General features: G+C 64.4%; 22 protein-coding genes and 1 riboswitch. Of the genes, 12 read left to right on the forward strand and 10 right to left on the reverse strand.

Annotation, left to right across the window (positions count from 1 at the left end; genetic code table 11):
* Both Q0K09_RS00350 and Q0K09_RS00355 read right to left on the reverse strand, forming a co-directional pair.
* A partial coding sequence (locus tag Q0K09_RS00350) for an acyl-CoA dehydrogenase family protein (RefSeq protein WP_294471414.1) occupies nt 1-320 on the reverse strand: 320 nt, incomplete at its 3' end.
* Between the two features lie 306 nt (nt 321-626).
* Nucleotides 627-1,997: a PepSY1/2 domain-containing protein gene (locus Q0K09_RS00355; RefSeq protein WP_294471418.1), complete on the reverse strand. Its 1,371-nt coding sequence runs from the start codon at nt 1,995-1,997 to the stop codon at nt 627-629.
* Nucleotides 1,998-2,170: 173 nt separating this feature from the next.
* Here Q0K09_RS00355 and Q0K09_RS00360 point away from each other — a divergent pair, with 173 nt between their 5' ends.
* The 4 genes from Q0K09_RS00360 (at nt 2,171) to Q0K09_RS00375 (ending at nt 5,432) form a co-directional block, all read left to right on the forward strand.
* A complete protein-coding gene (locus Q0K09_RS00360; RefSeq protein ID WP_294471423.1) occupies nt 2,171-3,742 on the forward strand; it encodes a phosphodiester glycosidase family protein in 1,572 nt (523 codons plus the stop codon).
* Nucleotides 3,743-3,886: 144 nt separating this feature from the next.
* Nucleotides 3,887-4,465 (forward strand): hypothetical protein, encoded by a 579-nt coding sequence (locus Q0K09_RS00365; protein ID WP_294471426.1) that lies wholly within the window; start codon nt 3,887-3,889, stop codon nt 4,463-4,465.
* Between the two features lie 59 nt (nt 4,466-4,524).
* A complete protein-coding gene (locus Q0K09_RS00370) occupies nt 4,525-4,917 on the forward strand; it encodes a hypothetical protein (RefSeq protein WP_294471428.1) in 393 nt (130 codons plus the stop codon).
* The gene (locus tag Q0K09_RS00375) at nt 4,917-5,432 is read left to right on the forward strand and encodes a hypothetical protein (protein WP_294471431.1); all 516 of its coding nucleotides are present in this window, start codon (nt 4,917-4,919) and stop codon (nt 5,430-5,432) included. The genes Q0K09_RS00370 and Q0K09_RS00375 overlap by 1 nt, the downstream gene beginning before the upstream one ends.
* A gap of 70 nt (nt 5,433-5,502) precedes the next feature.
* On the opposite strand, the gene Q0K09_RS00380 is transcribed toward Q0K09_RS00375, so the two are convergent.
* Entirely contained in the window at nt 5,503-6,120 is a 618-nt protein-coding gene (locus Q0K09_RS00380; protein ID WP_294471434.1) for a superoxide dismutase, read from the reverse strand.
* A 92-nt stretch (nt 6,121-6,212) separates the two neighbouring features.
* Here Q0K09_RS00380 and Q0K09_RS00385 point away from each other — a divergent pair, with 92 nt between their 5' ends.
* The 7 genes from Q0K09_RS00385 to Q0K09_RS00415 all read left to right on the forward strand — a co-directional run bounded on the left by Q0K09_RS00385 (nt 6,213) and on the right by Q0K09_RS00415 (nt 12,528).
* Nucleotides 6,213-6,614, forward strand: a complete 402-nt coding sequence (locus Q0K09_RS00385) for a ribonuclease III domain-containing protein (protein WP_294471436.1) — start codon at nt 6,213-6,215, stop codon at nt 6,612-6,614.
* A 7-nt stretch (nt 6,615-6,621) separates the two neighbouring features.
* Nucleotides 6,622-8,250, forward strand: a complete 1,629-nt coding sequence (locus Q0K09_RS00390; RefSeq protein WP_294471439.1) for an NFACT family protein — start codon at nt 6,622-6,624, stop codon at nt 8,248-8,250.
* A gap of 88 nt (nt 8,251-8,338) precedes the next feature.
* On the forward strand, nt 8,339-9,031 hold the full coding sequence (locus tag Q0K09_RS00395; protein ID WP_294471441.1) for a response regulator transcription factor: 693 nt from the start codon (nt 8,339-8,341) through the stop codon (nt 9,029-9,031).
* Nucleotides 9,032-9,127: 96 nt separating this feature from the next.
* A complete protein-coding gene (locus Q0K09_RS00400) occupies nt 9,128-10,051 on the forward strand; it encodes an ABC transporter ATP-binding protein (protein WP_294471444.1) in 924 nt (307 codons plus the stop codon).
* Nucleotides 10,044-10,817, forward strand: coding sequence for an ABC transporter permease (locus Q0K09_RS00405; RefSeq protein WP_294471447.1), 774 nt, complete (start codon nt 10,044-10,046; stop codon nt 10,815-10,817). The genes Q0K09_RS00400 and Q0K09_RS00405 overlap by 8 nt, the downstream gene beginning before the upstream one ends.
* 16 nt (nt 10,818-10,833) lie before the next feature.
* On the forward strand, nt 10,834-11,604 hold the full coding sequence (locus Q0K09_RS00410; protein ID WP_294471451.1) for a hypothetical protein: 771 nt from the start codon (nt 10,834-10,836) through the stop codon (nt 11,602-11,604).
* An 18-nt stretch (nt 11,605-11,622) separates the two neighbouring features.
* Complete coding sequence (locus Q0K09_RS00415; RefSeq protein WP_294471454.1) at nt 11,623-12,528, forward strand: HAMP domain-containing sensor histidine kinase; 906 nt, start codon at nt 11,623-11,625, stop codon at nt 12,526-12,528.
* Between the two features lie 62 nt (nt 12,529-12,590).
* Here Q0K09_RS00415 and dinB read toward each other — a convergent pair whose 3' ends face one another.
* From dinB to Q0K09_RS00440, 5 genes are all read right to left on the reverse strand, one after another.
* A complete protein-coding gene (gene dinB / locus Q0K09_RS00420; RefSeq protein ID WP_294471457.1) occupies nt 12,591-13,850 on the reverse strand; it encodes a DNA polymerase IV in 1,260 nt (419 codons plus the stop codon).
* A gap of 72 nt (nt 13,851-13,922) precedes the next feature.
* Complete coding sequence (locus tag Q0K09_RS00425; RefSeq protein ID WP_294471460.1) at nt 13,923-14,411, reverse strand: hypothetical protein; 489 nt, start codon at nt 14,409-14,411, stop codon at nt 13,923-13,925.
* Nucleotides 14,412-14,422: 11 nt separating this feature from the next.
* Nucleotides 14,423-15,118 carry a DUF2812 domain-containing protein gene (locus tag Q0K09_RS00430; RefSeq protein ID WP_294471463.1) on the reverse strand — a complete coding sequence of 232 codons (696 nt, stop codon included), beginning with the start codon at nt 15,116-15,118 and terminating at the stop codon, nt 14,423-14,425.
* Entirely contained in the window at nt 15,115-15,432 is a 318-nt protein-coding gene (locus tag Q0K09_RS00435) for a helix-turn-helix transcriptional regulator (protein ID WP_294471465.1), read from the reverse strand. Before Q0K09_RS00435 ends, Q0K09_RS00430 begins: the two co-directional genes overlap by 4 nt.
* Nucleotides 15,433-15,579: 147 nt before the next feature.
* Nucleotides 15,580-16,272 (reverse strand): ECF transporter S component, encoded by a 693-nt coding sequence (locus Q0K09_RS00440; protein WP_294471468.1) that lies wholly within the window; start codon nt 16,270-16,272, stop codon nt 15,580-15,582.
* 127 nt (nt 16,273-16,399) lie between these two features.
* A riboswitch (FMN riboswitch) is annotated at nt 16,400-16,544 on the reverse strand.
* Between the two features lie 210 nt (nt 16,545-16,754).
* On the opposite strand from Q0K09_RS00440, the gene Q0K09_RS00445 reads away from it, so the two are divergent.
* On the forward strand, nt 16,755-17,255 hold the full coding sequence (locus tag Q0K09_RS00445; RefSeq protein ID WP_294471472.1) for an SLOG family protein: 501 nt from the start codon (nt 16,755-16,757) through the stop codon (nt 17,253-17,255).
* Between the two features lie 71 nt (nt 17,256-17,326).
* Here Q0K09_RS00445 and Q0K09_RS00450 read toward each other — a convergent pair whose 3' ends face one another.
* Both Q0K09_RS00450 and Q0K09_RS00455 read right to left on the reverse strand, forming a co-directional pair.
* Nucleotides 17,327-20,026: a DNA translocase FtsK gene (locus Q0K09_RS00450; protein WP_294471474.1), complete on the reverse strand. Its 2,700-nt coding sequence runs from the start codon at nt 20,024-20,026 to the stop codon at nt 17,327-17,329.
* A 91-nt stretch (nt 20,027-20,117) separates the two neighbouring features.
* On the reverse strand, nt 20,118-20,966 hold the full coding sequence (locus tag Q0K09_RS00455) for an undecaprenyl-diphosphate phosphatase (protein ID WP_294471476.1): 849 nt from the start codon (nt 20,964-20,966) through the stop codon (nt 20,118-20,120).
* Nucleotides 20,967-21,064: the final 98 nt, after the last annotated feature.

Here is a 21,064-nt window from a genome sequence, read left to right on the forward strand (position 1 = left end):
TGCTCCTCGGTGCCGAACTCCTCGATGGTGGAGGCGCACAGGGAGGTGTGGACGGAGAGGGTGATGCCGGTGCTGGCATCCACCTTGGACATCTCCTCCATGCAGAGCACATAGGAGAGGACATCGCCGCCGGCGCCGCCGTAGGCCTCAGAGAAGGGGATGCCGAAGAAGCCGCACTCCTGCATCTCCTTGAGCAGGCCCATGTCATACTTTTCCGCCTCGTCCATCTCGTGGGCCAGAGGCTTCACGCGCTCCTCTGCAAACTTGCGGTACATTTCCTGGAGTTCCTGGTGCTCAGAGTCAAGGGCGAAGTCGATCATAGCGATGTCTTCCTTTCCAAAGTTATAAGTATTTTGAAGCTGGGGAACGATGGCCCGTCCGCTTCTTTGCGGGGAAAGTATATCATCGCAAAATATCTTTGTCAACAAATATTTTTATATAAAAACTTTGTTTAGAAATAATTTTACATAAACGGTATAACGCAAAAAAGTAAGAGAAATTTCCCTGATATCCGGGAAATAGCGGGAAAAGGAAACGCCCCGCCGCCCAAAGGCGGGGGGAGTTTCTGAATATACCGGTGATTTTTTGTGCATTTTTCTCATGCGTACTCCGGGCCTTCCCGGTCTTCAGATCACCAGGGTGCCGTTCTCATCCTCCAGCAGAATCAGGATGCGCTCCTCCTGTCCGGTCATGGCGTTGACATAGAGCAGGACGTGCCGTCCGTCGGCGTCCTGGCACTGAAACTCGTGGCAGAGGACCTCATTTTCACCGCTGGTGGGGATCAGGGCCAGCCGCTGGGAGAGGACGGTGAGCCCCTCGGCCAGTCCAGTCTGGGCCGTCCCGGCGGGGACGGCAGGGGAGGGGAGATCCCGCTCCGTGTGGTTCATCAGGTAGCCCGCGGCCTCAAAGCCCACCACCTTCCCCGTGTCCAGGGCGATGGAGACCTTCACCAGGTCGGGGTAGCAGAGGACCTGGTCCTGCCGGGCGGCAAAGTTGACGGTGAGCACGCCCCCGCGCTCCATGTCATAGCTCTCTACCATATTGGGATATCCTTGTCGTTCCAGAAAGGCCCCGGCCAGCGCGACGGCCTCCTCCCGGGTGAGGGAAGGGGTCCCGGCGGTCCGGGCGTGGAGGACCTCCAGCACCAGCCCTCCCTGCCGGGTGACCTCCACATAGAGCTCTCCGCCGTCCACGGCGGCGGAGAAGCTGTAGGCGGGAACCTTCCCCTCGCCGGCAGAGATCAGGGTGAAGATCTCCGGCCGCAGGTCCAGGAAGGCGGCGGCCGCCGCCTGGGCCTCCTCCTGGGTGACCTCCGGGAGCCCCTCCAGCATCCGGGGGGACCGGCCCGTGATGTGGTCGGAGAAGGGTCCGTCATAGATGAGGGTGGGCATTTCGGGAAAATCCTCCTCCACCGCCTGATAGACCGTCCCGGCCACCTCCTGCTCCCGGCCCTCCTGGGCGGACATCCGGGTTTGGACCGTTTCCACATCCTCCAATGCGGCCTCGCCGTCCAGGAGCTGAGCCTGGAGCGCCGCCACCTCCCCGGAGAGGGCAGAGGCGGCCTGGGAGAGGGCCCGAAGGGTCTCCCGCTGCTCCTGGGTGCACCCACCCTCCGCCACGGCGGATCGGGCCAGGGCCGCAGCGTAGTCCCCGGTCTTGGCCAGGAAGGCGGCGGTCTGCTCCAGCTCCATATTGGCGTAGGGCAGTTCTCCCAGGGCCATCTGGGCCGAAATGGCCCGGCCGAAGATCTGGGTGCAGAGAGCGCTGAGCATGGCGGGGGAACTGGCATAGACCCCCTTCTGGAGGTCGGCGTCCAGCTGGCTGAGGTTGGCAGAGAGCTCAGCGAAGGCGTGGAGCCGGCTCAGAGAGAGGTACTGCCGGTAGACAGCCGCCTCCCGGTGGCCCTGGAAGGCCAGACCCGCCAAAACGAGAAAGGCCGCCGCCAGATAGCTCCCGCACCGCACCAGGGCCCTGCGGCCCATCTTGATCCCCTTCATCTGAAATCCGCCTCCTTTTCCCGTTTAGCATGGGCGCTGCGGCCCGGCGCTATGCGCAGGGTTGTCTTGAAATGTTTTCCGTACAATAATGGCATAGGATGCTGCCTGCATATTGATTTTTCGGAAAAAAGACTCTATACTGGGCTTATCCCAAATTTGAAAGGAGATAGACGATGAGAAGAAAACTGTTCCCCTTCCTGCTGGCCCTTGCACTGGTCCTGGGCGTCCTGCCTGTGGGGGCTCAGGCCGCCGGCTCGGTGGTGGCCCTGAAGCTGGGCAGCCCCCTGTGCGTCATTGACAGCCAGGTGACCCAGGTGGACGAGAGCAACAGCCAGGTGACCCCCTACGCCGTCCAGGTTAACGGAGGCGGCTATACCCTGCTGCCCATCCGCCGGGTGATGGAGGCCTTTGGCGGCACTGTGGACTGGGTCCCCGCCACCAACGGTGTGCTCTGCACTCTCAATGGCCGCCAGGTGGAGCTGACTCCCGGCTCCGCCCAGGCCCAGGTGGACGGCCGGACCGTCACCATGGACGTCCCCGCCGAGGCCAGGAACGACCGGACCTTCGTACCGGTACGCTTTGTGTCTGAGAATCTGGGCCTGTATGTCTCCTATGAGCCCCAGAACCAGGTGGTGGTGGTCAGCGCCGCCGCAGTGGACCAGAACGACCTCATCTCCCTGGAGAGCGTAACGCTGCTGCTGGAGCAGGAGGCGGCCTCCCAGCCTCAGGGCGAGCCTGTCCAGCACACCAGCTCCAGCTACAGCCTGCCCTCCGGAACGGTGAGCGCCAACGTCATCACCGTGAATCTCAACGATCCCCGGGTGTCGGTCCGCAGCGGCATTGTGGGCGGGCGGCTCAACGCCACCGCCTCCTTTGGCGACATTGTGGCCTCCTCCGGCGGCGCGGTGGCCGTCATCAACGGCAACTTCTTCGAGTCCTACCAGGATATCCAGGACCCCATCGGTCCGGTGATGGTGGACGGCAATTTTGTCTACGGCAACAGCGGCTCCATGACCTCCGTTGGTATCACCGCCGACGGAAAGGTGTACTTCGGCCGTCCCTCCGTTTTCTACCGGGTGAAGACCACCGACGGCGGCGCCGCCCAGGAGTGGTCCGGCTATAACCTCAATGTGTTCAACCAGTCCGCCGATGTCTCCGTGATCTACACCCCCGCCCGGGGGACCACGGTGCCGGTGACCTGCACCGGTGCGGTGCTCACCGTCATCAACGGCGTCACCACCAGCTATCAGCAGGTGGCGGCTGGGGACACCATCACCATCCCCGCCGACGGCTATGTCCTGTGGATGGGCACCGGCTTTACCTCCACCCACTATTTCAGCGTCCCTGAGATGGGCCGGACCGTGGTCCTGGAGCCCTATCTGCAGTCGGCTGATGAGGAGGGCTTCTCTCTGGAGGGGGTCACCAGCCTTCTCTCCGGCGCCCCCCGTCTGGTGAAGGACGGAGCCATCGAGACCTACCTGGACCCCGGCTTCACCGAGGCCCGGTTCACCACGAGCGTTACCCCCCGGACCGCCATCGGCGCTACCGCCGACGGCAAGCTCCTGTTGGTCCAGACCTCCGCCGCATCCATCCAGCAGATGCGGGAGCTGATGCTTCAGCTCGGCTGCCAGGACGCGGTGAACCTGGACGGCGGCGCCTCCACCGGAATGTACTATAACGGCCAGACCCTGGCCACCCCGGGCCGCCAGCTCACCACCACCCTCCAGGTGTTTGTGAACGGCTGAGCGCCGGGCCTCTCGGCTCAGATCGAATGGGCGTGGAGCGCCTGTGCTCCGCGCCCATTTTTGCCCCCTCCATCTGAGTGGCAGAGGAGGGAATCCCGGCACCCAAAACGCATAGAATAGAAGATAAGGAAAGGGGGCGGGGGCATGGAGCGGCGGTTCACTCTGGAGGGGGGCGGAGCTCTGACGGTCCGGGAGGAGGGGCTCCGGGCGGTGTTGGCCGCCCAGCGCCCCGACGACGGGCGGGGGCTCTACCGGGCCTACCTCCTGGGGCCAGAGGGCCGGGCCCTGCTGGGCACCATGGCGCCGGAAGGGAAAATACTTGTCATACGCCGCACCCTCTCTCTGGACGAGCTGCGCCGGCAGGGGGCCTGGCCACCCTGCGGCGGAAGAGCTGAGCTGTCTTTTTCCTTTACAGGGAATGCCGCGACGGAGGGCTGGCGCTGGGCCGACCCGGCGGCGCTGCCCTTCCGGGACAGGGAGCTCCGGCGGGCGGCGTCCCGGTTGGGCCGGACCCTGTACCGGCAGGAGGGAGAGGGCTTTGCCCTGGCCTGTCCCTTTTCCTGCCGGGAGCCCTTTCCCATCCCGGACCTCTTCTGTCTGGCGGAGCCGGCGGAGCTGGAGGGACGGCGGCATGTCCTCTTCCGCTTCGACGCCGTGGGCTGGCCTCTGCCGCCCGGGAGGGAGGGAGCGGGGAGCAGTCCCAAGGAAAAACAGCATGATTGACCCCGGGGCCGCGCTGTGTTAAACTGAGGGGCGAAAGACAAGAGAAGGAGAAATTTGCCGTGAAGAACAAAAAGATGTGGTTGAGCCTTGGGGCCCTGCTGCTTGTGGCCGCCGGCCTGCTGCTGGTCTACCGTGCCCTCGCCCCCCGGCCGGTAGAGGGGGCCAAGACCATTACCGTGGAGATTGTCCACGGGGACGGCTCCACCCGGACGGTGGAGCTCCACACGGACGCCGGATACCTGGGGGAGGCACTGGATCAGGAGGAGGGCCTGGTGGAGGGTGAAGAAGGCCCCTACGGACTCTATATCAAGACAGTGGACGGGGAGACCGCCTCCGACGCCGCGCGGACCTGGTGGTGCATCACCAAGGACGGGGGAGAGGTGACCACCAGCGCCGACCTCACCCCCATCGCCGACGGGGAGCATTATGAGCTCACCCTGATGTCCTACTGATGGGCCGGGCCAGACTGACCACCCGGCGGCTGGTGCTCTTCGCCCTGCTGGAGGCTCTTCTGGTGGGGCTCCAGGTGGCCATGGCCGCCCTTCCAAACATTGAGCCGGTGAGCCTCCTCATCATGGTCTATACTGTGGTCTTCGGCAGGGGGGTGGCCTATATCATCGCCGGCTTTGTAGTGCTGGAGATGCTGGTCTGGGGCGTCCATACCTGGGTCATCAGCTATTGCTACGTCTGGGCGGTGCTGGCAATATTGGCCTGGCTCTTCCGGCGGATGGAGTCCCGTCTTGGCTGGGCTATCCTTTCGGGGGGCTACGGGCTCTCCTTCGGGGCCCTGTGCGCTCTGGTCTACCTGCCCATCGGGGGCCCGGCCATGTTCGCTGCTACCTGGGTGGCGGGCATTCCCTTCGACCTCCTCCACTGTGCCGGGAACTTCGCCATGGCGCTGCTGCTCTTTCAGCCCAGCCGGCGGCTCCTCGCTGCCCTCTGGCATCGGATGGAGGACCAGCAGTAGAGCAAAAAGGACTGGGACCGGCGTTTTGCCGGGCCCAGTCCTCCGCTTGTCTTAGAAAAAGAGGCCCGTCTCAGCCCCGGCGGATGTCGTAGCGGTTGGAGACGAAGTCCCAGTTGATAAGGCCGAACCAGGCGTCCACATAGTCGCCCCGGCGGTTCTGGTAGTCCAGGTAGTAGGCGTGCTCCCAGACATCTACGCACAGCAGGGGCCAGAGCCCCTGGCTGAGGGGGCAGTCCTGGTTTGGGGTCTTGATTACCGAGAGGGCCCCGTCCCCATCGGCTGCCAGCCAGGCGTATCCTGAGCCGAACTGGCCCAGGGCGGCCTCCTTCATCCGAACCCGCCACTCCTCCAGTGAGCCGAAGGCCCGGCAGACGGCCCGGGACAGGTTCCCAGCGGGGAGGCTGCTCCTGCCGCCCATACAGTCGAAGTAGAGGTAGTGGTTATAGACGCCGCCCGCGTTGTTGCGGATGGCGGTGCGCTTGTGCTCCGGGATGCGGTCCAGATTTTGCAGCAGCTCCTCCAGGGATTTTTTCTGGCAGTCCGGGCAGTCGGCCAGGGCCTTGTTCAGGTTGTCCACATAGGTCTGGAGGTGCTTGTCGTGGTGGAAGTGGAGGGTTTGCTCGCTGATCTCCGGGCGGAGGGCGTCGTAGGCGTAGGGCAGGGGGCGCAGGGTGAAGGGATAGGGCATGGGGCAAGACTCCTTTCACAAGTGATTGTGTTTTGCCGGCATTTGCGTTATACTACCTTACATATCATTCCTATTTTGACGGAGAAGATACCATGACGGATTATTTTCATCTCAGCGCCAGCCCGGACGCTATCCGGGGGGTGAGCAATCTGGGTCTGGCCCATCTGGGGGACGGTGTCTACGAGCTGATGGTGCGCTCCTGGCTGGTGCTCCACGGAAAGGCTACCTCCCGGGGGCTCCACCGGGCCACCGTCCGGCTGGTGGCGGCCCCGGCCCAGGCCGCCCTGACGGAGAAAATCCTGCCCGTCCTCACGGAGGAGGAGCAGGACGTCTTCCGGAGGGGGCGCAACGCCAGCCCCCACACCGTACCCAAAGCCGCCAGCCGGGAGGAGTACCAGACGGCCACCGCCCTGGAGGCCCTCTTCGGCTATTTATATTTGCAGGGGAAGACGGAGCGGCTCAACGAGCTCTTCACCCTGATGATGGGAGCGTGAGGGAGTCATGGCACTGGACGCGATGTGTCTGACGACGGTGGCGGAGGAGCTCCGCCCCACCCTGGAGGGCGGAAAGATCGACAAAATTTATCAGCCCAGCCGGGATGAGATTCTTCTGGCAGTCCGGGGGGGCGGGGAGAACGTGCGCCTCCTCCTCTCGGCCAGCCCCAATGGACCCCGGCTCCATCTGACCCGGGAGGTCCGGGAGAACCCGGCCCAGCCCCCCATGTTCTGTATGCTTCTGCGCAAACACCTCACCGGGGCCCGCATCCTCCGGCTGGAGCAGCCGGAGCTGGAGCGCATCATCCTCCTGCGGCTGGAGGCCACCGACGAGCTGGGGGATCGGGTGGGGCGCACCCTGGTGCTGGAGGCCATGGGCCGCAGGGCCAACCTCATCCTGCTGGACGGGGAGGGGCGCATCCTGGACTGCATCCGCCGGGTGGAGGGGGATGTGGCCACCGGCCAGCGGGGCGTGATGCCCGGCCTCTTCTATCGCCTGCCGGAGCCCCGGCCCGGCCTGTCCCCCCTCCTGGAGCGGGAGCTGGACTTCCGCTCCAACGGGGAGAGCCGGACGGAGCCCCTGGAGCGGAAGCTCTCCCGGCTCCGGGAGATCCTGGGCCGGGAGGGGGGCCCCTACCTCCTCCTCCAGGAGGGAAAGCCAGCGGACTTCTCCTGCCTGCCCATCCTCCAGTACGGGCCGGAGGTGGAGCTGCGCCGCTGTGAGAGCTTTTCTCAGCTCCTGGATGTGTTCTATGCCGGCCGGGCCACAGCGGAAAAGGTGGGCCAGCGGGGGGCCGGCCTCCTGAAGGCGGTGACCCGGGTCCGGGACCGGGTGGCCCGGCGGGTGGACCAGCAGGAGCTGGAGCGGGAGGCCACCCGGGACCGGGAGCGTAAGCGGGAGCTGGGGGACATCCTGACCTCCAGCCTCCATGTCCTGGAGAAGGGGATGCGCACCGTCCGGCTGACCGACTACTACGACCCGGAGGGCCGGGAGGTGGAGATCCCCCTGGACCCACTATTGACCCCCCAGCAGAACGCCGCCCGGTACTATAAGGAGTACAACAAGGCCAAGACGGCGGAGGTGGTGCTGGGGGAGCAGATCGAGAAGGGAAGGCGGGAGCTGGAGTACCTGGACAGCGTCCTGGAGGCCGTCCATCTGGCGGAGGGGGAGCGTGACCTGCTGGAAATCCGGCAGGAGCTCACCGAGACGGGCTACCTCCGCCGGGGGGACAAGGCGGCCAAGCGGATGAAGGCGGCGGCCAAGCCCATGGAGTTCCGCTCCTCCGCCGGGCTGCGGATTTCGGTGGGGAAGAACAACACCCAGAACGACCTCCTCACCACCCGGCTGGCGGGAAAGGGGGACCTGTGGCTTCACACCCAGAAGATTCACGGCTCCCACGTCATCCTGTGGACCGGGGGAGAGACCCCCGACGCCAAGAGCGTGGAGGAGGCCGCCGTGCTGGCGGCCTGGTTCTCCCAGGCCAGAGAGGGGAAGAAGGTGCCGGTGGACTATACCCCGGTGAAATATGTGAAAAAGCCCGCCGGGGCCCGGCCGGGGATGGTGGTCTACACCACCTATCAGACCGCCTATGTGGACCCGGACGGGGATCTGGCAAAGAAGCTGAGAGTCAAGTAAAAGCCCCGGCCCTCTGGCTGGGAAGAGAGAAGGAGGAGATCCATATGCTGAAATGGGTCTGCTGGGACCGGGAGGGGAAGCAATAGCCATGGAGACCTGTCACATTTTGGTGGTGGAGGACGACCAGGACATCAACCGCCTCCTTTGCCGCATCCTCACCGATGGGGGCTACGACGTGCGCCCGGCCTTTTCCGGCAGCGAAGCGGTGCTGTGGGCCGAGCAGTACGAATACGACCTGGTCCTCCTGGACCTGATGCTTCCCGGCCTCACCGGGGAAGAGTTCATCGCCCGGATGCGGAAGCAGAAGACCATGCCCATCCTGGTGCTCTCGGCCAAGGCGGGGCTGGAGGATCGGGTGAATGTGCTCCGGATTGGGGCCGACGACTTTATCCCCAAGCCCTTTGACAACGACGAGGTTCTGGCCCGGATAGAGGCCCAGCTCCGGCGGTACAAGGAGTTCTCCGCCCCGGTGGGAGCGGCCCAGGTCCTCCGCTGTGGGGATCTGGAGCTGGACCGGGAGGCCGTCCGGGTCACCGCCGGGGGAAGGGAGGCGGCCCTCACCGCCCGGGAGTTCGAGATTCTGGCCCTGCTCATGTCCCACCCCAGAAAGGTCTATACCCGGGAGCAGCTCTACGAAACGGTGTGGGGCGGGGAATACATGGGGGATGACAACACCGTCAACGTCCATATCTCCAACCTGAGGGCCAAGCTGGGGAAGGTTTCCGACCGGGAGTACATCCGCACCGTTTGGGGCATTGGCTTCAAGATGAACGTGGAGTAGGGCATGGCTTTATGCTTTCTTCACCTTTGCTTAAAGGAATCCTGCTGCCTTCGTGCTATCATGGCATCATGATTCCAAAAGAAAGGCTGATGCCATATGTCGAAACCAATCCTGGCGACCCGCGCCCTCACCAAACGATACGGCGCCGCAGCGGCGGTGGAGGATGTGGACCTCTGCCTGGAGAAGGGCCAGATTTACGGCCTGGTGGGCCGGAACGGCGCCGGTAAGACCACCATCATTCGGATGCTCACCGCCCAGACCCTCCCCGCTTCCGGGGAAATCGAGCTATTCGGAGAGACCACACCCAGGGGCCTATCCGCTGCCCGGGCCCGGGTGGGGGCCATGGTGGAGATTCCCAGCTTCTACCCCTACCTCACCGCCGCTGAGAACCTGGAGTACTACCGCCGCCAGCGGGGCATCCCTGGCCAAGCCTGTGTGGGGCAGGTGCTGGAGCAGGTGGGACTCCAGGGCGCGGGAAAAAAGAAGTTCAAGCACTTTTCCCTGGGCATGAAGCAGCGGCTGGGCCTGGGCCTGGCCCTGATGAACCACCCGGACCTTCTCCTTCTGGACGAACCCATCAACGGACTGGACCCGGAGGGCATTGTGGAGTTTCGGAACCTGCTGCTGGACCTAAACCGCCAGCGGGAGACCACCATCCTGATCTCCAGCCACATCCTCTCGGAGCTCTCCAACGTGGCCACCCACTTCGGCTTTTTGGACAAGGGCCACATGCTGGAGCAGATTTCCGCCCAGGCCCTCCGGGAGAAGTGCCGGGCCTGCCTCCAGATTACGGTAGATGACACCGCCCGGGCCGCCCTGGCCCTGGAACAGCGGCTGGACACCCGGGACTACGAGGTCCTGCCCGGCAATGTGCTCCGGCTCTACGGCTTCCTGGACCGGCCCCAGGCGGTGGCCGCTGTCCTCACCGAGATGAAGGTGGCCCTTCTGGGTCTGGAGAACCGGAGCGCCAACCTGGAGGACTACTTCCTGGGCCTGATTGGAGGTGTCCGCCATGGGTAAGTATCTATTGGCCGAGGGCTATAAACTGACCCGCCGCTCCTACTTATGGCTTGCCCTCCTCATCACCGGAGCCCTGGAGCTCCTGCTGGTGGTCCTGTTCGCCGCGCTGAACGGAGACGTTACCAACATGACCGCCTCGGTGGGCCTGACCGTCCTCCTCTATCTGCTGCCCTTTGGGTACTACGCCACCGCTGTCACTGGGGACATCGTCTTCTCTGAGCAGTACAAGCACAACACCCTGAAAAACGAGGTGGCCTATGGCCTGCCCCGGCTGCGGATTTACTTCGGTAAGCTCCTGGCCAGCACCCTGCTGGCCCTGGCTGCCTGTGCTGTTCTCGTGCTCTGGTACGGCCTGCTGTGCGGGGTGCTCCTCCCCGGAGACGGGGCCATGCTCAACGCCTGGAGGACGGTGGGTTTTGGATTGCTGACTGCCCTGCCGGTGTGGCTGGGGGCCCAGTCCCTCTATCTCATGTGCTTCTTCGTCTTCCGGGGCAGCACAGCCGCGACTCTGGTGGGGACCGGAATCCTGGCCATTTTGGGCCAAGCCCTTCAGCTCCTCTACCTGCTGGTCAGCGTCCGGGTTCCCGCCCTGGGGGAGGTGGTGCTGGTGCTCCAGGACCTGCTGCTCACCGCCCCTCTGGAGGGTCTGATCGATGATGTGTGGAACTGGTCCCGGATGGGCTGGTCCTGGGCGGTTGGCCTGGGCTGGTGCGCTGCCACCACAGCCATCGGCTGTTGGAGCTTCCACCGGCGGGAAATCAGCTGAGGGAGGAGGTCCCGCCGTGCTCAACTATCTCAGCGCCGAGCTCTGGCGGATGCGCTGCCGGAGATTGGATCTGGCCCAGTGGATGATCTTTCTGCTCCTGGCCGCCCTGGCGGGGTGGTTCTGCGGGACCGGCTCCCCGGCGGAGGCTCTGGAAGCCTTTCAGAACCTGCTTCCCGCAGGGCTCTATGCGGCCCTGCCCCTGACCTCCTGGGCGGAAGGGGACGCCGCTCGGACGGGCCTGCTCACCAATGAAATCGTCTTCGGCCTGCCCCGGGGCCGCATCTACCTGGGAAAGCTCTTTGCCGCCTTTCTGATGGGGCTTCTGCTCTTTCTCTTCACCGCCCTGGCCTTTCTGGGGGTGGCCCTGCCCCTGGCCGCTCAGGATGGCTGGGGGACCTGGGAGGGGGACCCCGTCCTGGCTCTGGCGGTCTGGATCCAGCTTCTGGAGGCTGTGCTGTGCGCCCTGCCCCGGTATTTTGGGGCGGCGGCCCTGGCCCATCTATTGCTCTTCTCCCTCCGCAGCGCCGGACTGGGGGCTGTGCTCTACTACCTCTATTTTTTCTTCGGAGAGATGACCCTGGCCGCTGTGAGCTTCCAGGGAATGGGCCTGGTGGGCACAGCGCTCAATACCCTGGGCGACCTGCTCCGGCCCTTCCTCCTCAGCGGACCCTATTTCATGGATATGCCGCCAGCGGAGGTGGGGCAGAGCTGGACGGTGGGGGCGGTCTGGGTGGCCGGCGCCTCGGCCCTGGGTTTGGCCCTGTTCCGGCGGCGGGAAATTCGCTGACAAGGGGGAATCCTTACCATGCTGATCCTGGCGGTGATTCTGCTCCTGGCGATCTGCGCCGCCCTGGGGCTGCGCCTCTATACCCTGGAGCGGGATATTCGCCGGTGCGCCCGACAGCTCCGGGAGGGGCGGACCGCCCGGGTCGCCATGGCCGCCCCCCACCGGGGGGTGGAGGCGCTTCTGACGGCGGTGAACGGCCTGCTGGCCCTACGGGAGTCCGACGCCGCCGCCCACCGGCGGCAGGAGAAGGCCATCCGGCAACAGATCGCCAACATCTCCCATGACCTGCGGACCCCCCTTACCTCCATCTTGGGCTATCTCCAGCTTCTGGAGGGAGACAACCTCACCCCCCAGGAGCGCCGGGAGTACCTGGACATCGTCCGGGGCCGGGCCAGGGCCCTTCAGAGTCTCATCACCAGCTTTTACGACCTGTCCCGGCTGGAGGGGGAGGAGTACCCCCTCTCTAGGGAGCGGGTGGACCTCTACCATGTCCTCAGCGAGCTGGCAGCCGAGTTCTACAACGACTTCGAGGGGGCCGGCTTCGAGATGACGGTGGAGCTCCAGGAGGGTCTGCCGCCGGTGACGGCGGACCCCGCCGGAGTGCTCCGGGTCTTCACCAACCTCATCCGCAACGTCTTGGAGCACGGACGGGAGCGGATGTCGATTCTGCTCTACCGGGAGGGGGAGGCGGTGTGCTCGGTCTTTGCCAATGACGCCCCAGGGCTCGCCCAGGAGGATGTCCAGCACGTCTTCGACCGCTTCTTCACCGCTGACAAGATGCGCACCGGCCAGTCTACCGGACTTGGGCTGGCCATTGTCAAGGCCCTGGTGGAGCGTATGGGCCATACGGTGACGGCCGAGCTCACCCCGGAGGGCCTCTTCCAGATCACGGTTCGCTGGCGGATCGCCCGACGGCAGGGGTAAGGCCCCCTCCGCCTGGCCTTATTATAGGAAGACCGCACCCAGTCAGGATTGGGCGCGGTCTTTTATGCTCCGCGATGGCTGCCCCCGGGGGGGGGGATGCTCCCGGCGTGTCCGGCGGGGTGGTCGATATCCTCGCCCACTACGGCGGCAGACTGGATGGACCCCCGTCCAAATTTCTCTCGGATGCCGTCCACCGCTCGCTCCAGCTTTTCCCGCTTTTCCCGGCGGGGGGCTGCACCGGCCTGGAAGAGGTCAAGCTGCTCCCCGGCCTCCCCCTCGGGGAGAAGGTTCTGGCCCGTGATGGTGAGGGCCCGGATGGGGGAGCGGGGGTCCCAGGAGGCCCGAATGAGTGCCAGCGCGGCCTGGCCGATGTCCTGGGCGGTGCAGGAGGGGGCCTCCAGCCGCTTCTGGCGGCAGATGTCCTTGAAATGGGGATCCCGGATGGTGACCTGGACGGTGGCGCACTTCATGCCGTGCTTCCGCAGGCGCATGGCCACACTGTCGGCCAGGAGGACTACCCCGGTGCGGATGTCGGCCCAGCCCACCAGATTCCGCCGGAAGGTGATGCCGTTGCCCACCGACTTGGGGGGCGGGGTCTCCCCGGCTCGGGTGACCCGGCTGTGCTCCAGACCGGCGGCGTAGTCGTAGAGCTGTCCCCCCAGCTTGCCCAGGATGCGCTCCAGGGGCTCCCGGCCGAAGACCGCCAGGTCCCCGATGGTGCGGACCCCGTAGTCCCGGAGGACCTTGGCCGAGGCCCGGCCCACAAAGAGCAGGTCGGTGACCGGAAGAGGCCAGACCTTTTCCGGAACATCGGCGCGGGCAATGACGGTGGTGGCGTCGGGCTTTTTCAGATCGCTGCCCAGCTTGGCGAAGACCTTGTTGAAGGAGACCCCCACCGAGATGGTGAGCCCGGTCTCGGCCCGGACTACGGCCCGAATCTGGTCAGCGATGTCTTTGGCGTCCCCGCCGAAGAGGTGCATGGAGCCGGTGATGTCCAGCCAGCTCTCGTCAATGCCGAAGGGCTCCACCAGGTCGGTGTACCGCTCATAGATGGCGTTGACCCGCTTGGACCAGAGGCGGTACTGGTCGTGGTGGGCGGGGAGGAGGACCAGGCCGGGGCACTTCTGCCGGGCCTGCCAGATGGTCTCCGCCGTTTTGACGCCGAAGCCCTTGGCCATCTCGTTCTTGGCTAGGATGATGCCGTGGCGGCTCTCCAGGTCGCCGCAGACCGCTACGGGCTTCTCCCGCAGGTCCGGGCGCTCCCGGATCTCCACCGAGGCGTAGAAGCCGTTGAGATCACAGTGCAGAATGGTCCGGTCCACCGCAGAACGCCCCCCTTTTCTCACAGTGTAGCATGGAGGAGCAGGGTTGTCAAACACATGTTCGGGAAGACATCAGCTCCATGCCAGCAGTCCGGCCACCGACTCCAGGTGGTCCCGCAGGTCTTGGGAGCCGCTGTAGTCCAGATAGAGCACCCGCCGCCCTGACTGGGCAAAGAGCTGCTGGCTGTCATACGCCACGGCCTCCACCACCACCAGCCGGTCGAAGCCGGGGACGGACAGCTCTTCCACCGCGTAGCGATCCGGCTGGTAGGCCAGGTCATAGAGATGGTAGTCCATGAGGTCGTCCAGCAGGGGGGAGGCCAAGAAGGGGAGGGACAGGCTGTACCACTCCATATCCAGGCGGCGCCGGTCCCCGTCCACGGCGCCCGTCTGGTCCACCTCGAAGATGCGGGCCAGGGCTTCCTGCGCATAGGAGACATAGTTGTCCCGGTCGGGGCCCTCGCAGCCGGGGTACCAGAAGGGCTCCGGGGCGTATCCATCGCCTTCCAGCTCCGCCAAAGAGAGCACCGGGGCGGGGCGGTCCAGGGAGGCTAACTCCATACTCCAGTGGGTCAGGCCCAAAAAGTAGGCACAGGCTCCGCCGATTTGGGCCAGGGCGAGGATACAGAGTAAGAGGGTGTAGCCCTGCCGGACGAGGCCGGTATGCCGCCAGCGGGCGGGCCGCTGATGGGCATGCCCGCCCGGAGCCGCCGACGCAGGCGGCACAGGCCCCAGACCTCCCGCACGATGTGGAGGGTGAGCACCAAATCCAGCAGAAAGACAAAGCCGGTATAGGGGGAGCTGTATCCGACCAGTCGGAGGACCGGCCCGAAGCTGCTGTCCAGAGAACTCCAAACGAGAAAGGCGGTCAGAGATGCCATGACAGCCAGGAGGAGCCAGGTGGAGCGGGTCATGGTCCGGGTCATCCGCTCCAGAGTGTAGCTCTGGGCCACCGGGTCAGTATGGAAGTCTGGGGCGCTGGGGTCGCTGGTTCGGAAGACGGCCAGCCAGCCGATTTTTCCTGCATAGCTCCAGCCCAGATCCCCGCAGTCCACAGCCTGCCCCGGGATCACGTCCCGCCGCTTGTCCGGGGTGGGCTCGGCGTGGCAGCGGACCTGGGCCGGAGCTCCCGGCAGGAAGTGGGCGAAGAGAACGCCGGAACCCTGGAAGTGGAGCCCCTTGGCCGCCATTTCCTCCAGCCAAAGCTCCATCCCGTCCAGGTCCAGAAAATCCACTGGGACGGGTTTGCGCACGATGTCTTTGCTCATGACTGCACCTCCTCGCTGTCGGCGTCGGCCACGCAGGCCCGCAGCCGGGCCACCTCCTCCTGATAGAGAGCCCGGCCCCGGTCGGTGAGCCGGTAGGTCCGCTTCCGGCCCTCCACCGCCACCTCCTTCAGCAAGCCCTCCTCCTCGAACTTTCCCAGGATGGTGTAGAGGGTCCCAGGACCCATCCGTACCCGCCCCTTGGTCTTGCAGGCTACGAACTCCGCAGCCTCGGTGCCGCATCGCTCCTCCTTGAGAAAAGCCATGAGGACATAGAACATGGTCTCGGTCAGGGTGCCCAGGGCTTTTTTGGACAAGGCCGCTCCCACCTCTCTTAATATCGAATTTTAATATCATCTAACGATATCATAACATCGAAGGGAAATGTTGTCAACTGGAATTTCGTGACGGAAAGAAAAAGACCGCCCAAAGGCGGTCTTTAGAGAAGCGTGCGGGGAGAGGGCTCAGATGACGTCCAGCAGGACCAGGGCCAGCATGACGAAGGTAGCCAGCAGGGCCAGGGAGAAGAGGAGGAATCCGGCGCTGGCCCGGCGAGAGGGTTGGGCGCTCTGGGAGGAGGTCACCAGGCCGGCCTTCCGCAGGGCGGTGACCACCGGCTTGTAGAGCAGGAGGGTGGCGGCCATGTTCATACCGCCCTTGGCCAGGTTGAAGGGGAGGAAGATGGGTACCAGCATGTCAGCCACGGCATCCCGGGGCAGCCCCTGGTAGATGGGGGTGAGGAAGTAGTTCCACAGCAGCATCACCACGGTGAGAACCACCACGCCCAGGCCCAGGCCCAGGACGGCGCCCGCCATGGTGTGGCGCTTCTTGTAGATGAAGGTGGCTGTGCAGCAGAAGCCGCAGGTGGCCAGGACGTTCATCACGAAGCCGATGAGGCCGGTGGTGCTGATGGTAATCATCTCCACGAAGGCCACCACAATGGACATGATGGCGGCGGCCACGGGCCCAAAGGCAAAGCCGCCGATGCAGATGACCACATCCTTGAAGTCGAAATCCAAAAAGCCGTTGACACTGGGTAGCAGCTTGGAGACCAGCATCACCACATAGGCAATTCCGGAGAGCATGGCCAGGGTGGTGATGGTCTTGGTGCTCATGGCGGGGCGGGCCCCGGTTCTGGCGAGGAGGGGATCGGTCATAAAAATACAGGCTCCTTCCAGACATGGCCGGCGCTCCGGCCATGTCTCATGTAAAGTAGAAAACACCCGAAAGACACAATGCCTTCCAGGTGTTAATCACAATACATGGGGAAAGGTGCGCGATTGAACACATCTTCTTCCATCCAGACTTCGCGTCCACCGAAATGGAGGCGTCACTGTCGGTCCCGGAGTTCCACCGAGTCAGCCGCGCGGGAGCGCGGGTCGCGGACTGTACCGCCGATCGGGATTTTCACCCTGCCCTGAAGACATCTCGCTGTTCAGTTGTTTTCTCTGTCTGTTATTATACACGACCGCGCAAAAATTGCAAGCCTTTTTGGCGGGAAATTTTCAGAACAAATGTTCGATAACACATTGACTTGCCCTCCGGGATATACTACAATAATGTCTGCTGAGTCTACCGAATATCAACCGTAAATTGGAGGAAGAGGGGCCGGGGAATGGACCGGATCTGGAGGTATCTTGTGGAGAGAGAACACACCTGCTGTTTTACCGGCCACCGGCCGAATAAGCTCCCATGGGGGAGCAACGAGGGGGACCCCCGCTGTCTGGCGTTGAAGGAGCGGCTGGCACGAGAGGTGGAGGCCGCCTATGACAAGGGCTACCGCCACTTTATCAGCGGTATGGCTCTGGGCTGCGACCTATACTTCTGCGAGGCGGTTCTGAACCTGCGGACCTGTCGGGAGGGCGTAACGGTGGAGGCCGCCATCCCCTGTGAGGAGCAGGCCGCCCGATGGCAGGAGGGAGACCGGCGACGCTACTTCGCCCTGGTGGAGCAGTGCGACTATGAGACCATGGTCCAACACCGCTACACCCACGGCTGTATGCAGCGCCGGGACCGCTACATGGTGGACCACTCCAGCCTGCTCATCGCCGTCTACGACGGCATGACCCTGGGAGGTACCATGTATACCCTGACTTACGCCATGCGCCAGGGCCTGGAGACGGTGATCCTGGATGTGTGAAGCCCAAAGCAGAAGGGCTCCCGGCGGCAGACTGGCTGAAAACCAGCCTGCCGCCGGGAGCCCTTTCACAGTCATTCATCTGGATCGAAGGGTGGAACCTCCAGGCTCTGAGGGACGGCGTCTCCCTCAAACTCCAGCTCCTCGGGGACAGGCTCGGGAGCCTTGTTGATCAGGCCCTGCTTGAACTGCATCTCCTGCCACTGCTCCTTGGTGATGAGGAGCTGCCGGGGCTTGGAGCCCTCGAAGGGGCCCACCACGCCCTTCTCCTCCATCTGATCCACCAGCCTAGCGGCCCGGGAGTAGCCCAGCTTCAGCCGCCGCTGGAGCATGGAGACCGAGGCCATGCCGGTCTCCACCACCACCTCGATGGCGGCGGGGAGGAGCTCGTCGTACTCGTTGCCCGCCTCTTCTGGGGGGGCGCCGCCCACGCCCTTGCCCTGCTTGTCCTTTTCGGCGGCATGGCGCTCGATCTCGTGGATGACCGACTCGTCGTACTCCACGGTACTCTGATCCTTGATAAAGCCCACCACGGCGGCCACCTCCTCGTCGGAGATGAGGCAGCCCTGGACCCGCTGGGGCTTTCCGGAGCCAAGAGGGAAGTAGAGCATGTCGCCCCGGCCCACCAGCTTTTCGGCGCCCTGGGTGTCCAGGATGATCCGGGACTCCAGGGCGGAGGCCACAGCAAAGGCGATGCGGGAGGGGATATTGGCCTTCATCAGGCCGGTAATGACGTCGGCCGAGGGGCGCTGGGTGGCGATGATGAGGTGCATTCCGGCGGCGCGGCCCATCTGGGCCACCCGGCAGATGGATTCCTCCACCTCCTTGGCAGCCACCAGCATAAGGTCGGCCAGCTCGTCGATGACTACCACGATCTGGGGCATCTTCTCCATGCCCTCCGTCTTGGCCGCGTGGGCGTTGTAGGAGGCCAAGTCCCGGACTCCGATCTCGGAGAAGGAACGGTAGCGCTTCATCATCTCGGTGACCGCCCACTGGAGGGCCCCGGCGGCCTTCTTGGGGTCGGTGACCACGGGGATGAGCAGGTGGGGGATGCCGTTGTAAATGCCCAGCTCCACCATCTTGGGGTCCACCATAATGAGACGGACCTCCTCCGGGGTAGCCTTGTAGAGCAGGGAGATGATAAGGGAGTTGGTGCACACCGACTTGCCCGAACCGGTGGTGCCGGCGATGAGCAGGTGGGGCAGCTTGGCAATGTTGCCCACAATGCAGTTGCCGGCGATGTCCTTGCCCACAGCGAAGGCCACCTTGGAGGGGTGGTCCCGGAAGGCCTTGGAGTCGATGACCTCGTGGATATGGACGGGGCTCACCAGCTTGTTGGGCACCTCGATGCCCACAGTGGCGATCTTGTCTGGGATGGGGGCGATGCGGACGCCGGTGGCCCCCAGGGCCAGGGCAATGTCGTCGGAGAGGTTGGTGAGCTTGTTGAGCCGGACCCCCTGGTCCAGCTCCACCTCATACCGGGTCACCGAGGGCCCTCTGGTTACATCGGAGATCCGGGCCTCGATGCCGAAGGATCGGATGGTCTCGGCCAGCCGCTCCTGGTTGAGCTTCAGCTCGGCCTGAGCTCCGGCCTCCACACCGCCGCTGCCCTCTACCAGGAGGGAGACCGGCGGATACTGGTAGGCGGCGGGGGCGGGCTCCGAGAGGGTTTTTGCAATGTCCTGCTCCACCTCGGCGGCGGCGTTCTGGGTATCCTTGGTGGTCACCTTGGGCACCGCAGGCTCCCGCTGAATCTCCGGCAGGGGAGGGGCCGGGGGTTCCTCCTCCGGCAGGACCGGCGGCTCCTCGGGGATCGGGATGGGGGCCGGGGCAACCGGCGGCGCCTCCGCCTGAGGCGGGACTGGGTCTGGAGCCGGGGGCTCCTCCGTCTCCGGAACGGGGGCTTCCATGGGCCGTCCACCGGTCAACACCTGGTCTGGAGGCAGAACCCCAGCCTTGCGGTTGAACAGGCGATCCTTCTTGGGGGTGAAGGGCAGGGGAGACTTGGGCCGCTCCGGCTGGGGGGGGAGCTCCGGCCCATCGTCCACCGGAATGTCGATGGCGGCTCGCCGCCTGGCGGCAGGCCGCTTAGGGGCAGGGGGCGGCGCCGGGGCGTCCTCTTCGTCCTCTTCCTCGTACTCATATTCGGCCCAGGTCCGGGAGCGGACAGCATCCACCAGATCCGGGACGGAGAGATGGAAAGCCCCCAGCACCATGAGGAGCTGGAGCAGGATCAGAATGACTCCCGTGCCGATGCCGCTGAACGCCACACGCAGTCCTTCGGCCAGCAGTCCGCTGACCACTCCGCCGCAGGACATCTCCAAGCCATGGGTCCATAGGCCCTGAATGGCCGAAATCCGAAAGGAGAAGGTTCCCCGGTAGAGAAAGAGGTGGAGGATAGCACCCATGACCACGGGGGTCAGCAGGGCGCAGCACAGCCGCAGACGGACGGGGCGTCCCCGGTGGAAGGCCAGTATGTAGCTGGCCACCAACAGCATGGGAGTGGTCAGCCAGAAGCCAAAGCCGATCAGCCCCTTCAGCAGACCGCAGAAGAAGTGGATGAAGAGGGCCTCAATCTGAAAATACCCAAAGGCGGAGAAAAAGGCCAGCAGCAGGCAGACCACCGCTCCCACCTCCCGGCGGATGGGCTTGGGCTGTGCCGCGGCCCTGCTCCGGCTGCCCCTTCCCTTCCGGGAGGAGGAGGCGCTCCGCTTCCCGGAGGAAGCGGTTCCCGAGTGCGCTCCGCCGGAGCTTTTCTTTTGTGTGGATGCCATGGGATCATCCTTTCAAAGAGAGGATAGACAAAGTGGGGAACTTACGGCGGCACTGTATTGAGAGTGCCGAACGGCTTTGTGCGGCGCCGTCTCACTTTTTCAGCAGAAAACCGGCCACCAGGGAGATGATTCCCACTGCCCAGCAGTAGTAGGAAAAATTGCCAAATTTACCCTTGTCGGCCAGGAGGTTCACCAGCCGGATGGCAAAGTAGCCCACCACAGCGGCCACCGCCATGCCCAGAAGGTAGATGGGGAGAAGCGATGCGTCAAAGGCCCCGGCCTGGGCCGCGTCAGCGATCTCCAGGATATTGGCCCCCAACACGGCGGGCAGGGACAGGAGGAAGGAGAATCGGACGGCAAAGGAGCGGTCGAAGCCGCAGAGCATCCCGGCGGAGATGGTGGAGCCCGCTCGGGAGAGCCCAGGCAGGGTGGCCACCGCCTGAACGCAGCCCACCACCAGGGCGTCCTTCATGCTGGCGGTCCGGACCGTCTTGTGCCCCCTGGCCAGCCGGTCGGAGAAAAAGAGGAGAAAGCCGGTGGCGATGAGGGCCAGGGAGACAAAGGTGACGTTGTTGAAGGCGGCGTCCAGCACATTCTTCACCAGCAGCACCAGAAACAGGGGCAGGGTGCCTACAATGATCATCAGCACCAGCCGCCGGGCCTCCGGCGGGCGGCCGGACGAGCCACGCCGGGAGAAGAGGGCGGCCAGGCCCAGGAAGAACTCCTGGATCATGTCCAGGATGTCTTTCCCATAGTAAAGGCACACTGAAAGCAGAGTGCCGAAGTGGAGCAGGATGGTGAAGAGCATATCGGTCTCTCCGGCGCTCTGGTCTGGGGAAAAGAAGTACTGAAACAAGGTCAGGTGGCCGGAGCTGGAGATGGGCAGAAACTCTGTCACGCCCTGGAGCACGCCCATGGCGATGGAATACAGGTAGTTCAAGCTGGTTCCCCCTTGTGATGATGTCCCGCCGGACGGCGCCGGAGAGCATATAAAACTATATTACCACACAGGACGGAACATTTCCAGCCTTTTTCTGC

Source organism: uncultured Intestinimonas sp. (genome assembly GCF_944387725.1).
Taxonomy (GTDB): Bacteria; Bacillota; Clostridia; order Oscillospirales; family Oscillospiraceae; genus Intestinimonas.

Excerpts from the sequence above, each read along its gene's own strand:
- Q0K09_RS00375 (WP_294471431.1), top strand. The coding sequence starts at position 4,917 with ATGGGCCGGGCCAGACTGACCACCCGGCGGCTGGTGCTCTTCGCCCTG.
- Q0K09_RS00400 (WP_294471444.1), top strand. The coding sequence starts at position 9,128 with ATGTCGAAACCAATCCTGGCGACCCGCGCCCTCACCAAACGATACGGC.
- Q0K09_RS00395 (WP_294471441.1), top strand. The coding sequence starts at position 8,339 with ATGGAGACCTGTCACATTTTGGTGGTGGAGGACGACCAGGACATCAAC.
- Q0K09_RS00425 (WP_294471460.1), bottom strand. The coding sequence starts at position 14,411 with ATGGAGTTAGCCTCCCTGGACCGCCCCGCCCCGGTGCTCTCTTTGGCG.
- Q0K09_RS00390 (WP_294471439.1), top strand. The coding sequence starts at position 6,622 with ATGGCACTGGACGCGATGTGTCTGACGACGGTGGCGGAGGAGCTCCGC.
- Q0K09_RS00430 (WP_294471463.1), bottom strand. The coding sequence starts at position 15,118 with ATGAGCAAAGACATCGTGCGCAAACCCGTCCCAGTGGATTTTCTGGAC.
- Q0K09_RS00440 (WP_294471468.1), bottom strand. The coding sequence starts at position 16,272 with ATGACCGATCCCCTCCTCGCCAGAACCGGGGCCCGCCCCGCCATGAGC.
- Q0K09_RS00450 (WP_294471474.1), bottom strand. The coding sequence starts at position 20,026 with ATGGCATCCACACAAAAGAAAAGCTCCGGCGGAGCGCACTCGGGAACC.
- Q0K09_RS00365 (WP_294471426.1), top strand. The coding sequence starts at position 3,887 with ATGGAGCGGCGGTTCACTCTGGAGGGGGGCGGAGCTCTGACGGTCCGG.
- Q0K09_RS00405 (WP_294471447.1), top strand. The coding sequence starts at position 10,044 with ATGGGTAAGTATCTATTGGCCGAGGGCTATAAACTGACCCGCCGCTCC.
- Q0K09_RS00385 (WP_294471436.1), top strand. The coding sequence starts at position 6,213 with ATGACGGATTATTTTCATCTCAGCGCCAGCCCGGACGCTATCCGGGGG.
- Q0K09_RS00380 (WP_294471434.1), bottom strand. The coding sequence starts at position 6,120 with ATGCCCTATCCCTTCACCCTGCGCCCCCTGCCCTACGCCTACGACGCC.
- Q0K09_RS00360 (WP_294471423.1), top strand. The coding sequence starts at position 2,171 with ATGAGAAGAAAACTGTTCCCCTTCCTGCTGGCCCTTGCACTGGTCCTG.
- Q0K09_RS00415 (WP_294471454.1), top strand. The coding sequence starts at position 11,623 with ATGCTGATCCTGGCGGTGATTCTGCTCCTGGCGATCTGCGCCGCCCTG.
- Q0K09_RS00355 (WP_294471418.1), bottom strand. The coding sequence starts at position 1,997 with ATGAAGGGGATCAAGATGGGCCGCAGGGCCCTGGTGCGGTGCGGGAGC.